At 40.1% G+C, this 13,564-nt stretch carries 16 protein-coding genes; 8 read left to right on the plus strand and 8 right to left on the minus strand.

Annotation, left to right across the window (positions count from 1 at the left end; translation table 11 throughout):
- Window positions 1-5: 5 nt before the first annotated feature.
- Complete coding sequence (locus ACFSQ3_RS07695; RefSeq protein WP_380868958.1) at window positions 6-1,181, minus strand: acyl-CoA dehydrogenase family protein; 1,176 nt, start codon at window positions 1,179-1,181, stop codon at window positions 6-8.
- Window positions 1,182-1,423: 242 nt separating this feature from the next.
- On the opposite strand from ACFSQ3_RS07695, the gene ACFSQ3_RS07700 reads away from it, so the two are divergent.
- The gene (locus tag ACFSQ3_RS07700; RefSeq protein ID WP_380868959.1) at window positions 1,424-2,872 is read left to right on the plus strand and encodes an exonuclease domain-containing protein; all 1,449 of its coding nucleotides are present in this window, start codon (window positions 1,424-1,426) and stop codon (window positions 2,870-2,872) included.
- A 192-nt stretch (window positions 2,873-3,064) separates the two neighbouring features.
- Complete coding sequence (locus ACFSQ3_RS07705) at window positions 3,065-5,542, plus strand: S9 family peptidase (RefSeq protein ID WP_380868960.1); 2,478 nt, start codon at window positions 3,065-3,067, stop codon at window positions 5,540-5,542.
- 99 nt (window positions 5,543-5,641) lie between these two features.
- Here the strand turns inward: ACFSQ3_RS07705 and ACFSQ3_RS07710 are convergent, their stop codons facing one another.
- Window positions 5,642-6,040, minus strand: coding sequence for a Fur family transcriptional regulator (locus tag ACFSQ3_RS07710; protein ID WP_380868961.1), 399 nt, complete (start codon window positions 6,038-6,040; stop codon window positions 5,642-5,644).
- Window positions 6,041-6,186: 146 nt separating this feature from the next.
- Between ACFSQ3_RS07710 and ACFSQ3_RS07715 the strand changes: the two genes are divergently transcribed.
- The 3 genes from ACFSQ3_RS07715 to ACFSQ3_RS07725 all read left to right on the plus strand — a co-directional run bounded on the left by ACFSQ3_RS07715 (window position 6,187) and on the right by ACFSQ3_RS07725 (window position 8,513).
- Window positions 6,187-6,666, plus strand: coding sequence for a RidA family protein (locus tag ACFSQ3_RS07715; protein ID WP_380868962.1), 480 nt, complete (start codon window positions 6,187-6,189; stop codon window positions 6,664-6,666).
- Window positions 6,667-6,826: 160 nt separating this feature from the next.
- Window positions 6,827-7,741, plus strand: coding sequence for an NAD(P)/FAD-dependent oxidoreductase (locus ACFSQ3_RS07720; protein ID WP_380868963.1), 915 nt, complete (start codon window positions 6,827-6,829; stop codon window positions 7,739-7,741).
- Window positions 7,742-7,874: 133 nt separating this feature from the next.
- Complete coding sequence (locus ACFSQ3_RS07725; RefSeq protein WP_380868964.1) at window positions 7,875-8,513, plus strand: hypothetical protein; 639 nt, start codon at window positions 7,875-7,877, stop codon at window positions 8,511-8,513.
- 55 nt (window positions 8,514-8,568) lie between these two features.
- On the opposite strand, the gene ACFSQ3_RS07730 is transcribed toward ACFSQ3_RS07725, so the two are convergent.
- Window positions 8,569-9,192, minus strand: coding sequence for a hypothetical protein (locus ACFSQ3_RS07730; RefSeq protein ID WP_380868965.1), 624 nt, complete (start codon window positions 9,190-9,192; stop codon window positions 8,569-8,571).
- Between the two features lie 155 nt (window positions 9,193-9,347).
- Between ACFSQ3_RS07730 and ACFSQ3_RS07735 the strand changes: the two genes are divergently transcribed.
- Both ACFSQ3_RS07735 and ACFSQ3_RS07740 read left to right on the plus strand, forming a co-directional pair.
- Window positions 9,348-9,992 carry a hypothetical protein gene (locus ACFSQ3_RS07735; protein ID WP_380868966.1) on the plus strand — a complete coding sequence of 215 codons (645 nt, stop codon included), beginning with the start codon at window positions 9,348-9,350 and terminating at the stop codon, window positions 9,990-9,992.
- Window positions 9,989-10,537 (plus strand): DUF1697 domain-containing protein, encoded by a 549-nt coding sequence (locus ACFSQ3_RS07740; protein WP_380868967.1) that lies wholly within the window; start codon window positions 9,989-9,991, stop codon window positions 10,535-10,537. The genes ACFSQ3_RS07735 and ACFSQ3_RS07740 overlap by 4 nt, the downstream gene beginning before the upstream one ends.
- A 205-nt stretch (window positions 10,538-10,742) precedes the next feature.
- On the opposite strand, the gene ACFSQ3_RS07745 is transcribed toward ACFSQ3_RS07740, so the two are convergent.
- Window positions 10,743-10,949, minus strand: coding sequence for a hypothetical protein (locus ACFSQ3_RS07745; RefSeq protein WP_380868968.1), 207 nt, complete (start codon window positions 10,947-10,949; stop codon window positions 10,743-10,745).
- Window positions 10,950-11,111: 162 nt separating this feature from the next.
- Here ACFSQ3_RS07745 and ACFSQ3_RS07750 point away from each other — a divergent pair, with 162 nt between their 5' ends.
- Window positions 11,112-11,873, plus strand: coding sequence for a copper homeostasis protein CutC (locus ACFSQ3_RS07750; protein WP_380868969.1), 762 nt, complete (start codon window positions 11,112-11,114; stop codon window positions 11,871-11,873).
- Between the two features lie 13 nt (window positions 11,874-11,886).
- Here the strand turns inward: ACFSQ3_RS07750 and ACFSQ3_RS07755 are convergent, their stop codons facing one another.
- From ACFSQ3_RS07755 to rpsF, 4 genes are all read right to left on the minus strand, one after another.
- A complete protein-coding gene (locus tag ACFSQ3_RS07755) occupies window positions 11,887-12,189 on the minus strand; it encodes an LPXTG cell wall anchor domain-containing protein (protein WP_380868970.1) in 303 nt (100 codons plus the stop codon).
- 88 nt (window positions 12,190-12,277) lie between these two features.
- A complete protein-coding gene (gene rplI, locus ACFSQ3_RS07760) occupies window positions 12,278-12,721 on the minus strand; it encodes a 50S ribosomal protein L9 (protein WP_380868971.1) in 444 nt (147 codons plus the stop codon).
- A 14-nt stretch (window positions 12,722-12,735) separates the two neighbouring features.
- On the minus strand, window positions 12,736-12,999 hold the full coding sequence (gene rpsR / locus ACFSQ3_RS07765) for a 30S ribosomal protein S18 (RefSeq protein WP_380868972.1): 264 nt from the start codon (window positions 12,997-12,999) through the stop codon (window positions 12,736-12,738).
- Window positions 12,999-13,367, minus strand: a complete 369-nt coding sequence (gene rpsF / locus ACFSQ3_RS07770; RefSeq protein ID WP_380868973.1) for a 30S ribosomal protein S6 — start codon at window positions 13,365-13,367, stop codon at window positions 12,999-13,001. The genes rpsR and rpsF overlap by 1 nt, the downstream gene beginning before the upstream one ends.
- Window positions 13,368-13,564 lie beyond the last annotated feature (197 nt).

The raw sequence follows: 13,564 nt of genomic DNA on the forward strand, positions 1-13,564 counted from the left end.
TTTATTTAGGATTGTTTGACTTTGGAACGATAATCCACTTCGTCGATTGTCATTTTGGCTATGATTTCCAGCATGATTTCGGACGTTCCACCGATAATGGTGCCAACGCGAACATCTCGGTACAATCGTGCAATTTTATAATCTTCGGTAAAGCCATATCCGCCAAAAAGTTGCAAACATTCGCCAACTACATTTATCGCTAATTCACTGGTTTGCAATTTAGCAATCGAACATTCTTTTACCGCGTAAATAGCTTGGTTTTGCAAATCACAGCAATGTTTCACAAAGGCTTTTTGAACGGCAATGTCGGCCTCCATTCGTGCTATTCGATGCCGAAGAACTTGAAAATCTTTCAACTTCTTATCGAAAGCCGACCTGTTCCGAACATATTCTAGTGCATATTCTAGCGCGGATTCTGCTGTAGTAATACTGTGAATGGCAGCCGTTAATCGTTCCAATTGCAAGCCGGCCATCAAATAGCTGAAACCTTTCCCTTCTTCGCCCACCAAATTGTTAGCAGGAACACGTACGTTATCAAAATACAATTCGGCAGTATCCGAAGCATGCCAGCCCATTTTGTCGATTTTTCGCGCGGTGACTCCCTGCGCGTTCCTATCAACTACAAGCAAGCTGATTCCCCGGCTGCCCGCTTTCGGATCCGTTTTTACGGCAGTAATAAAAAAATCGCCATAATAGCCATTCGTAATGAATGTTTTCGCTCCATTCACGATAAAAAAATCGCCATCACGCACCGCAGTAGTTTGCATATTTTTCACATCCGAACCTGCGCCAGGTTCGGTAATGGCTACCGCACTTACCAATTCGCCAGCTATAACGCCACGCAAATAACGATTTTGGATCTCCAGCGATCCAAACTTGTAGAGATACGGCGCCGACATGTATTGGATCACAAGGGCCGAAATAGCGAAACCACCCGAAAAGCAACGAGATAATTCTTCACAAAAAATCATGGAATAGTAGAAATCCAGATTTAATCCGCCGAATTGTTCCGGAAAGTTAAGACCGAGATATCCCATTTCGCCCATCTGTTTCCAAATTTCGCGATCTATACATTGCGTTTTTTCCCAAACGTCGATATGAGGAAGTACAGATTTTGTAATGAAAGCGCGTAAGCTATCTCGAAAAGCGAGGTGCTCCGCAGTGAGTTGGTTTTCGCACATAAATACAGGTTTATATCGCTCAATATAAATATTTTACGAGAAATGATTTGACGACGAAGATGAAAAAATGATATAACGTTTCGGGGAACGTTATCAATTCTCAACCCGTCGAATGGATCATATCAGAATTTAGCATATTTATCCAGGTTTTTGTGTAAAAACAATAATTGTGTAGAATCACCATTCAAGCTGTTATGATTTACTAAATATATTAGTATATTTGAATCTCAACCGAGGAAAACATGTCGAAGCAGGCGAGGGAATATGCAATTGTGGATATTGAAACCACAGGTGGAAGTGCAGATAGAAGCAGAATTACGGAAGTTGCCATTATTATTCACGATGGTCAGCAAGTGATTGACCGTTGGGAAACCTTGGTTAATCCGCAACAATATATTCCGCTTTCGATTCAAGGTTTGACTGGAATTACCGACGAAATGGTGGCTGATGCGCCGATTTTTCAAGATGTAGCTAGTACGATTTACGACTATTTACATGGGCGAATTTTCGTAGCACACCATGTTAATTTTGATTATTCTTTCTTAAAGCACCAGCTTGGCGAATCAGGTTTAACCTGGCAAAGTCCAAAATTATGCACAGTTCGTTTAGCTCGGAAAATAAAACCCGGTTTTGCGTCATATAGTTTAGGTCGGTTGTGCGATGCTTTAGGTATTCGATTGAATGATCGTCACCGCGCAGGCGGTGATGTTTCCGCTACCGCCGAATTATTCGAATTGCTTGTTGCTTCGGATAGTGAGTCAGTCCTAGAGCAAATGCTTAAACGAAATTCTTCGGTACAAAGATTGCCGGCCAATCTTTCACAAGATATCTTCGATAATTTACCGATGGTAGCTGGTGTTTATTACTTCCACGATCGTAGTGGAAAAGTAATCTACGTTGGAAAAGCAATTAATATTAAAAAGCGCGTTTCCGGACATTTCACCGGACACAACATCCAAGCTAAACGTCAGGATTTTCTGAAGGAAATTCATAACATTTCATTCCAGCTATGTGGTACGGAATTAATGGCATTGCTTTTAGAATGCCAAGAAATAAACCGATTGTGGCCCAAGTACAACCGTGCATTGAAACGAGCAGAAGCTAAATATGGTTTAGTGAATTACACGGGAATGGATGGTTATATGCATGTTAGCTTAATCAAGTTGGCCAAGCATCAGCGCTGCATACGTCCGTTTTATAGTTTACGCGAGGGCGTCAGTAGTTTACGAAATCTAATAGAACATTTTAGTTTGGATAAACGATTTTGTCATTTCCCTTCGGAAGTCAGTTTACCTACGACCTTAGAGATAAGAGCGAGGCGATCCATCGATTTACCGGAATTGGATGGTTACAATGAGCGAGTAGAAAAGGCAATGGAAGCTGTCCAAACCAAATCCTCGAGTTATATTATTGTAGATCAAGGAAGAAATTTGGAAGAGAAAAGTTGCATATGGATCGAGAACGGGAAATTCTATGGAATGGGATACATTTCCAAGGAAAACCAATCGACTACATGGGCAGATTATAAGGATGATTTACAACGTTACCATGGAAATGAGTATATGATGCAGCTTATTGAGTCATTTTTACAGCAATCTAAAGCTATGCACGAAATTATTCCGATTGAGGAAGAGCACATTGAAAACCGAGTGAATACCCAGTTTGTCGCGTTGAAGATGAAGTTGATGTAGTGAGAAGAAAAATGGTTTAATAAGTAATTTTGTATTTCCAATCTATTATATACTGAACAAAAGAAATTTTCGCTCAAAGCTTCTACTAGTATTTCTGAACAACACTAAAATATTACAGTCTGAAATATAAAAAACTGCCAAAAATCTTCTAATTTCGGCCTCATCAATTTATAACTAACAGCAAGTTACCCAATGAGACAACTTTTTCTCGCATCATTTGTCTGTTTGGCGATGTTTTCCAACGCACAAGAGAAGGAAAAACCGACAGAGAAGGCAAACTACGCTTTAGCCGCTAAATTCTCGCCAGAGAAACTTAAAAGCTTAATTCATTCCACACATGTTTCTCCGAATTGGATCAATCATACAGATCGATTTTGGTACGAATACAGTACACCGTCTGGAAAAAACTGGTATTTGGTGGATCCGGCATCAAAAAGCAAAACGCAGTTGTTCGACCACAATGAGATGGCAGCAAAAATTACGCGAATCGTGCAGAATCCTTTCGATGGTCAGCATTTGGATCTAAAAGATTTGCGTTTTACGGATGATGAAAAACGCATCCGCTTCGAAGTTCAAAGCACCAAGGATACGATTAAAAGCAAGGAAGAAATTGCGAAGCTGAAAAACAAATCGGATACGATTAAGAAGAAGCTTTACCATTTGGAATACGATTTAGCTTCCAAAACCTTGACCGAAATCGGCGATCAAACCAAAGAGAAAAGAAACCTTCCTTGGGCAAGCTTCAATCCAGATACTACGCGTGTTTATTTCGCGAAAAGTTATAACCTGTATTGGATGAGTAAAGCAGATTATGACAAGGCGGTTAAAGATGACAAAGATAGCACGATCGTAGAACATCAATTCACAACCGATGGCGTTTCCAATTATGCTTGGGGCGGTGACGAATACAGCATTACCACCGGCGGCGAAAAGGAAGAAGAAAAGCGAAAAGGTGTTTATTTAAGTTGGTCGCCGAATGGCCAATATTTTGTGCTTACGCGTAAAGATAGTCGTCATTTGAGTCCGCTTTGGGTAATCAATAATGTTGGTGGAAAACGCCCTACGTTGGAAACTTACAAATACCAAATGCCGGGTGAGGTAGATTCAACAGAAACGGATCTGTACATTTTTAACGCACAAACTTTGTCGCCGAAACGTGTTCAGGTTGCAGCCTACAAAAACCAAACAATCGGAGTTTGGCGTAAAGACTACAATAAAAGTAGCATGATCGGCAAACGTTATATTGGTTATTGGCATGGTAATGATCAAGAATTTTACGTTTCGCGATCTAGCCGCGATCTAAAACGCATTGACGTTTTAGCGGTCGGCGTAGATGGTAGCGTGCGCACTTTGGTGCAGGAGCGTTCGAATGTATATCAAGATATTCAAAAGCCGTATTTAGTAAACGACGGAAAGCAATTTGTACACTGGTCGCAACGCGATGGTTGGGGACATTTGTATTTGTATGATATTCAAGGAAATTTGGTGCGCCAATTAACTTCCGGAGCGTACAACGTGGATGGAGTACAAGCGTTTCAATCGTCTAATAACACGATTTACTTCACGGCGAACGGGAAAGAAGAAGGAGAAGATCCATATTATTTGCATTATTACAGCTTAAGCTTGAATGGTGGATCAGCTAAATTGTTGAATTCGGGCGATTTTGATCATCAAGTTTCTGCAAGTGAAAGCGGCAATGTATTCGTCAACAATTCTTCGCGCGTAAACACAGCTCCGGAGTCGAATTTGTATTCGGCAAGCGGTAAACTTCTTATGAAGTTGGAGAAAGCGGATTTGTCGCGTTTGTTTGATGCTGGATACAAATTTCCAGAACCATTCACGGTGAAAGCGGGTGATGGAATCACGGATTTATACGGCGTTATGTACAAGCCGTTTGATTTCGATTCAACGAGAACTTATCCGTTGGTAGAATATGTTTATCCAGGCCCACAAACGGAAGCGGTTAATAAAGCGTTTGGGCGAAGCATGGATCGTATCGATCGTTTGGCGCAAATGGGTTTTATCGTTATTACAATCGGAAACCGTGGTGGTCATCCTGCGCGTTCGCAATGGTATCACACTTACGGATACGGAAATTTGCGTGATTACGGATTGGAAGATAAGAAAGTAGCTGCGGAGCAATTGGCAGATCGCTATTCATTTATCGATGTGAATCGTGTCGGAATTACGGGACATTCCGGTGGTGGATTTATGTCGACCGCGGCAATGTTGGTATATCCTGATTTCTTTAAGGTGGCCGTTTCTGGCGCTGGAAATCATGAAAATAATATTTATAATCGTTGGTGGAGCGAGCGTCACCACGGCGTAGGCGAGAAAGTAAGCGCGAAAGGCGATACGACATTTACGTATGATATTGACCGAAATTCTGCATTAGCGAAAAACCTAAAAGGTAAATTGTTGATTGCGACTGGCGATATCGATAACAATGTGCATCCTGCCAACTCAATCCGTATGGCGGAGGCGCTAATTAAGGCAAACAAGCGTTTTGACTTCCTTTTGTTGCCTGGACAACGACATGGATTTGGCGATATGACTGAATATTTCTTCTGGAAAATGGCTGATTATTTTTCACAGCATCTGATTGGAGATTCTAAGATGGATGAGGTCGATATGGTTGAAATCAATCGTGAAAAACCGCTGCGCCGGTAAGAACGTACTTCGTGTGTTTCCAAAGCATTCGGTTTCCAAAACAAGAAAATCCCGCTCTAGCAAAAGCGGGATTTTTTGTTTTAGCAATCGCTAAACCTGCTATTTCTTTTCCTCCGCTTGTTTCGCGGCGCAATCTTTACAAATTCCTACAAGCACACAATTCACATTTTCTACCTGATAACCATTTGGTAAGCTAAAGTGTACTTCCTGTGGCAAGCATTCAATGGTTTCACATTGTGTACATCGGAAGTGAAAATGGTTATTTGTGAAGCTATGCTCATCGCAACGCATACATACAGCGAAGTACTGTTTGCCATCCTCCGCCACGATTCGATGTATTATACCATCATCGCAAAACCGATTTAAAACACGATAGATTGTCGCTCTATCCATAGCAACATCAATCTTTTCCTCGATGGCGTCCCGGCTCATTGCTTTTCCGGATTTCACTAAAAGCTGTAAGATGGCTTCCTTAGTTGGTGTATTTCTGCGCTTCATATTCGATTCTACATAACAAAGGTAGCGGAAAAATAGTATTTTTTTTATTGCAAACTATTTGCAATAAAGGATCCAACCAACTATTTTTGTCTAAAATGGACTTTATGAAAAAGGAAAATTTATTCGCAAAAGCTTTGATATTTGTTATGATAGCATGTATACCATCATTTCTAGCAAGCTGCGATCAAAAAACGGACGATACTGGCAACCATACAGCGGTAACTACTAAAGCCGATTCCGCGGAATATTTTTTACTAAGGCCGAAATTGGAAAAAATGTATGGTTATACGCAAGCAGTTAAGGTGGGGAACTTGGTAAAAGTTGGCGGCGTAATCAGTATCGACGATGAAGGCAAACCGCTTGCTGCAGGAGACTATGCGCAGCAGATGAAAAATTGTTACGCCAGTTTAGAGAAAGTCTTGAAGCATTACGGGTTGACATTCGATGACGTTATTCTGGAAAATATTTACACCACTAGTATGGAAGAACTTCAGAAAAATGCAGCTTATCGTCATGAAATTTATCCGAACCATTTTCCGACTGGAAGTTGGATTGGTATTAAGGAATTGGGTATGCCTGGCATGATGATCGAGATTGAATTGGAAGCGCTCGTTCCAAAGAAATAAGGATTTATATAGTTTTTTGAAGATTCGGGTTCGAATTACTGTTTCGCAAAAGCGTTTGTTTTTTAACTGCGGTTTTGGTAGCATGTCTCGGAGAACTTTTTAAACGGCCTTTTGTAGCGATTGGAAGTCAGTTTCATCGTTTAACAAAAAATCTATAACAATGAGAACGATAAAAAAATACGATGTTATAATCATTGGCGGAAGCTATGCTGGTCTTTCGGCCGCCATGTCGCTCGGAAGATCAAGAAGAAACGTATTGATTTTGGATAGCGGTTTGCCGTGTAATCGACAAACGCCGCATTCCCACAACTTCATTACGCAGGATGGTGTAAGTCCTGGTGAGATTGCTGCTAAAGCTAAGGAACAGGTACTGCGATATGACACGGTGCAATTCAAAAATGCGCTTGCGGTTGACGCGGTGAAAATGGAAGAAAGTTTTGAAGTGATAACAGCCGATAAAGAAACGTTTTCTGCGAAAAAGCTAATTTTTGCGACGGGAGTTGCAGATCAAATGCAAAATATAAAAGGATTCTCCGAATGTTGGGGTATTTCCGTTATTCACTGTCCTTATTGCCATGGCTATGAATTCCGGGATGAAAAAACTGCAATTTTGGCTAGCGATGAAACGATCGTTCATATGAGTCCGTTAATTGCTAACCTTTCCAAAGATTTCACCGTATTGACTAACGGGCCGGCAACCCTTAGCGAAGAACAAAAACAGTTGCTGACTAAAAATAAAGTTTACATCGTGGAAGCTGAAATCACTGAAATCGTTCACGAAAATGGCTATGTAAAACGAGTGGTTTTTAAAGATAGTTCGTCGCAGGAGGTACGTGCTATTTATGCGCCGCTACCATTTAAGCAACATTCAGATATTCCAGAAAAGCTGGGCTGCGAATTAAATGAAAGTGGATATGTTAAAATAGACGATTTTTTCAGCACGACGGTTCCGGGTGTTTTGGCTTGTGGTGATAACACCGGAAAAGGGCGATCTGTTGCTTTCGCCGTTCATAGCGGAGGAATGGCGGGCGCGGTAGCAAATAAATTGCTGGCTGACGAAGCATTTGCTTCTTGACGAAAACGGGCGATCTCATCCAAATTGGATTCAACCAAAATTCCAGGTTTCTGTCCAAAACTCTTCACAACTAAAGAAAAACTTGGCTTGGTAATTGATTGGTACATAGCGACTAATGAAATAAATATCTACTATGAAACCAATTTTATTATTTTGTGCCCTTATATTAGGTGCTCAATTTGCGGAAGCACGCCTTAAAGTTCCTGTCGGAAAAGTTGAAAAAATAAATATTGTTCACGACCTACCCGATACCGACGATTTTCGGGTTTCTGATGGAGGTAAATTGCTTGATTTGGCAACGATCCATGAAGAATTCAATATTGCTTGGGTTCTCCCACTTTGGGTAACAAAAGAGCCGCGGTTAATATTATCAGACGCTGAAAAAGATATCTATTACGATCTTACAAATGAGCAGTTGGATGAAATTGTGCGAACCAATAATTTAGACAAAGATGATTTGCTTGGGCTACCGTTTTACACGCGCTACGGTGGGAAAGTGGTAGGTGCAATTCTACTCGGATTTATTGTTTATGGATTGGTCGGCGGTGGCAAAAATGAAGATACGCAAGATGAAGGTGAAGTGCCAGATCATCATGTCGAGAATCAGCAGGCAGATCGCGTGGCCGACGGGCATACTGTGGCTGCCACAAATACACATGTAGCGTCAGCGGATGAGCCGATTTCCGAAATTCCGCCAGCATCTGAGGATTCCAGCAATGAAGATACATTTGGATCCGATAGCGGAAAGCAAACTCCAGATCGAAATTTTTAACGTTAAACAAGATAGCATCTAATGAATCCCGCACGAATGGTGCGGGATTTTCTATTTATAAATCTTGTAGTTGCCTCAAAAAGTAGGTAACCGCAGTCGCTTCATCTATAGCAGGTAAAGCTTCATCTTCGTTTCCATTAAATCCCATTCTAATAGAATGCAATAATAAAATCTGTATGCTATTATGAGATTCTTTCAAATCGATATGAGCAATATATGTCTGTGTTTTTTCGTCGTTATGTGGTGCCCTTGCTACACTTACGTTGCGATAACGGGATTCATTTAACCGCTCATCATCGAACGCGACATAACCCTTGTTCGCACCGTTAGTAATATGATCTTCAAAAGTTGCATAGCTTACGGCGGTACGCCCCATAATTTGTCGGCTGTATTCAAATCCGGCCACATTGCGAGTAAAAGGAATATTGTAATACATACCTTCGATGTCCGCAGGGTAATTGTCATTGAAGTAAAAAATTGGGTCATTTAAGCCTCCAACGGAAAAACCATCTACGAAACCGGAAGCCGCGCCGACAAGTTCCTGTTGTGATGCATATTCTTTGATGATAGCACCAACTGCGATTTTGTCTGTTTCTTCTTTACTGCACCCATTAGAAAGCATTATTATCAATAGATAGCTCAGAGCATGCAATACTGGATTTAATTTTTGCTTTTTCATTCTGGAAAAGGTTTACCTTAAAAACGCTAAACGTTGACTAATAGTGTACAGCATATAAACTACTATAATGTCTGTCGATAAAAAAACTTCATTATCTTTAGGTAATAAATCGATTAACGCCATGTAATCACTATTTTATGGAAACGCTTTGGACTATGTTACTTGGACTATTTACATCGTTTCTTGGCTTTTTACAGCCTTCAATACGAGATTGTTCATGCCCTGAAAATCAATTTACATCGACGGGGTCCATATATCAATATGATTTCTCCAATGGAAAATCGATCGTTGCTTGTGGATATTTGATTGAGGATATTGCCGATTCCACGCTATCTGAATTCGTTTTGGCAGAATGTGGCAATGATGAAATAATCGGATTTTGGGATGCCATGACGACCTGTGAAATTACTTTCTCACACGACACACTTACGTTAAAAGAGTTGTACCAATTACCTTTGAGCAATAACTTTATAGATCAGGAAGTTGTCTGGACGATTGAGAAGTTATATTATAACGAAAATGACGTTCTCCAACGCTCCAAGCATATCAACCAAAATCTGATGTTATTTTCTGATTCGCAGATTAAACAAATCCTATCTGATTATGAAAGCTCTTCTAAGGAATTGAACGAGCAGGAGATGTGTTTGCTAGATCGCTTGTTTGTCGCTACATTGTCCGGCGATGAGCAATCAAAAGCGTTTTTCCTTGCATTTGGAGAAGCACATCCGGAGCTAGATGGTGCTTTCCTTCATCAATATCGCATACTTCAAGATATGCTACAAGCTTGGGAAGAGCGATGATGACCTACATCGGGCTTTTGCGTGGCGTGAACGTAAGCGGAAAAAATAGGATCAAAATGCAGGAGCTTAGAAATGTTTTATCATCCATCGGGTTGCATGGTATCAAAACCTATCTTCAAAGCGGAAACTTGATTTTTTCCAACGATGACGAACGAGCGGATGATGTGGCGTTTCGTATTTCTGCTGAAATCAAAAAGTCATTTGATCTTCAAATCGAGGTGTTGATTCTTTCTCTTCCTCAATTTAAAACCGTTGTCGAAGGAAATCCTTTTGTAGAAAATCGTGATGACGATCTTTCCCATTTTCATGTTACGTTGTTTCAAAAAAAGCTTGGAAAATTTTCCGCTGAGCAAAAAATAGAAGCTAAACGTGCCGATAGCGAAAAAATCCAATACACAGAAAATGGCATTTATCTGTATTGTCCTCATGGATACGGAAAAACGAAGTTGACGAACAATTTCATAGAACGACAGTTATCTGTCGTTGCTACTACCCGAAATTGGAAAACAATATTGGCTTTGCTGGATTTGGCAGAATCTGACTGAGTTCAACGAGATGATCTTGTTGTAGATGAAAATCTTCTTATATTAAGGAAGGGTTGGGCAATGCGTATTTTAGTTTCCTTATTCGGGACAACTCTTCGGACGATATACAAAATGATCTTGCTCGTTTTGGCTTGTGCTTGGTTTCGAGAAAAGAATCTGTTAAGGTGTATACGTATTATTAGGATTTATAGAAAGCAATTAAAATCTAACTTCCAGCAAGTGGCGATCCGAATATTCCAACGGCCATTTCTACCCAGATTATTGCAATAGATAACACGAAACCTGCCGAAGCTACTAATCGATATTTACGATTGATCTTCTTGGCGATAAATACTAAACCCACCGTCAAAAGGATTAGGATACAGCCAGCGACAACGAAATCCATAGCTGACCAATTAAATTCATTACCCATAATTTCATATTTTATGTAAATGTAGTTGAACTGCTGGTTACTAGATTGTTAAAAATAGTGAAAATGATTTTTGTTTCAGTACGCAAATGCTTTTAACGTAAATTAAATTGCTGATCTGCTAACACGTCGTGAACCTTTTTGTTTTCCTTATCTTTGCTTCGCATGGAATCAGAAAAAAAAGCAGGAAATTATATCTTGGAAATTTGCAGCAGCTCGCCAACGTCAGCGATTGCTGCGCAGGCGGGCGGAGCTAGTCGAATAGAATTCTGTCAAAACCTAGAAAGTGGTGGATTAACACCAACGCACGCGCAAATAAAAATTGTTCGAGAGCAATTGGATATTGGCATTTTCGTATTGATTCGACCGCGATCAGGTAATTTTATCTATTCTGATTTAGAAGTGGAGGAGATGATCCATGATATTCAATATTGTGCGGATTCGGGATGCGATGGTGTTGTAATTGGCGCTTTGAATGAACATGGTGATGTGCATAAATTGCACATGCAACGATTGATTAAAGCTGCTGGTTCCATGCAGGTCGTTTTTCATCGGGCATTTGATTTATGCAGAAATCCATTAGAAGCATTGGAAACGATCATTGAGTTGGGCTGTGTACGAATTCTAACGTCAGGGCAGAAGCAAACTGCGTGGGAGGGGAGAATGCTCATTCAGGAATTAATTCGTCAAGCTGGTGATCGGATAGAAATTATGCCTGGATCAGGCGTCGATGAGAGTAACATCGAAGAACTCATTCATGTTACGAAAGCTAAAAGTATTCATACTTCCGCCAAAACCGTACAAAAATCTTCCGCGATATTTAAAAATTTAGATATTAATGGGATGGACGAACCACAAACCTTTACTTCGAAAGATCGCGTCCGCGAATTAGTCCAAATACTAAAAAGAATTTCTATAGATAAATAGGGTGTAAGATCTTTTAATCTCTGCGCAGATAATCGCGATCGGCGTCGGATAGGTTCGATTGGGATTCGATGGATGCATCTTCTGCATTATATCCACTCACAACGTTTGGGTTACTAACGTTGTACTCTTTCCTTTTACGGCGTCTGAACAAGAATCCGCCTGCTATTACTCCGAGCAAAAAGAAAACACCTAAGATGATTAATTTCGACGTGCGGATTTCCCCGAATAACCAAAATGTCGCTTCTTCTCTGTTGAAAAACAAAACAATAATCACGGTGGCAAGAATGACGGCGGAGATAATGTTTTTTGCGTTCATAACGAATATCCTATATTTAAGATAAATGTAACGAAAAAAGGGAATATCTTGCGATATTCCCTTTTAATATTTATACGTGGTATAAAGCTTATTCAGCTACTACTTCGAAAGGAACTTGTACTTTAACCTCTTTGTGAAGGTTCAAGTTAGCCACATATTCACCTAAAGATTTAGGCTCTTCTTCGAATGTAATACGGCGACGATCTACATCATAACCCTGAGCTTTCAATGCTTCAGCAATTTGCAAAGCATTTACTTTACCGAAGATTTTACCGCTTTCGCCAGCTTTAGCTCCGATAGTCAATTTAACAGCTTCCAATTTAGTTGCCAATTCAGCAGCGTCTTTTTGGATTTTCTCTTGTTTAAATTGCGCTTGTTTGATGTTCTCAGCCAATACTTTTTTAGCCGATACTGTAGCCAATGTAGCGAATCCTTGAGGAATCAAATAGTTACGGCCATAACCTGGCTTTACTACTACGACATCGTCTTTCTCTCCAAGGTGTTTAACGTCTTGTTTTAATATAACTTCCATGATCGTAGTCCTCCTTATTTTAATGAATCAGTTACGTAAGGCAATAGGCCAACAATACGCGCACGTTTTACGGCTTGAGCTACTTTACGTTGAAATTTCAATGATGTTCCAGTTAAACGACGAGGTAAAATTTTACCTTGATCATTCACAAACTTCAAAAGGAAGTTAGCATCCTTGTAATCGATATATTTAATGCCGTTCTTTTTGAAACGACAGTATTTTTTACGATTGTCCTCTACTTTAGGGGCAGTTACGTATTGAATGTTCTCGTTTGCCATTAGTTTGCTACCTCCTCAGTTTTGGTTTCAGGTTTTTTGTTGAATGCACCGCTACGTTTTTTCTCGCTGTAAGCAATTGCATGCTTGTCCAAAGAGATAGTAAGGAAACGCATAACGCGCTCATCACGTTTGTATTCAACCTCTAGTTTTTTGATTAATTCACCCGGAGCCTTGAATTCAGTTAAGTGATAAAATCCAGTAGTTTTTTTCTGGATTGGATACGCTAATTTTTTCAAACCCCAATTGTCTTCAGCGACAATTTCGGCTCCGCCTTCTACAAGAATGTTTTTGAACTTAGCAATTGCTTCGTTCGCAGCTTCTTCAGAAAGCAACGGGGTAAGAATGATGACAGATTCGTACTGTTGCATTTGTTTAATAAGTTTTGTTAATTAAATCCTATCCGCATACACGGAAGTGCAAAGGTAGAAATAAATATCGGATTACAAATATGTTAGTATTAAATATTGTGAAGCAGAGCGCTTGTCGATCCAAATATAGCCAAAACATCACGGAAAATCACTTTTTCAACTTTTCGGGAACGTTCCCGAAAAATAGTTTAGCTTTG

The sequence above is a fragment of the Sphingobacterium corticis genome (assembly GCF_042684745.1).
Classification (GTDB): Bacteria; Bacteroidota; Bacteroidia; order Sphingobacteriales; family Sphingobacteriaceae; genus Sphingobacterium; species Sphingobacterium corticis.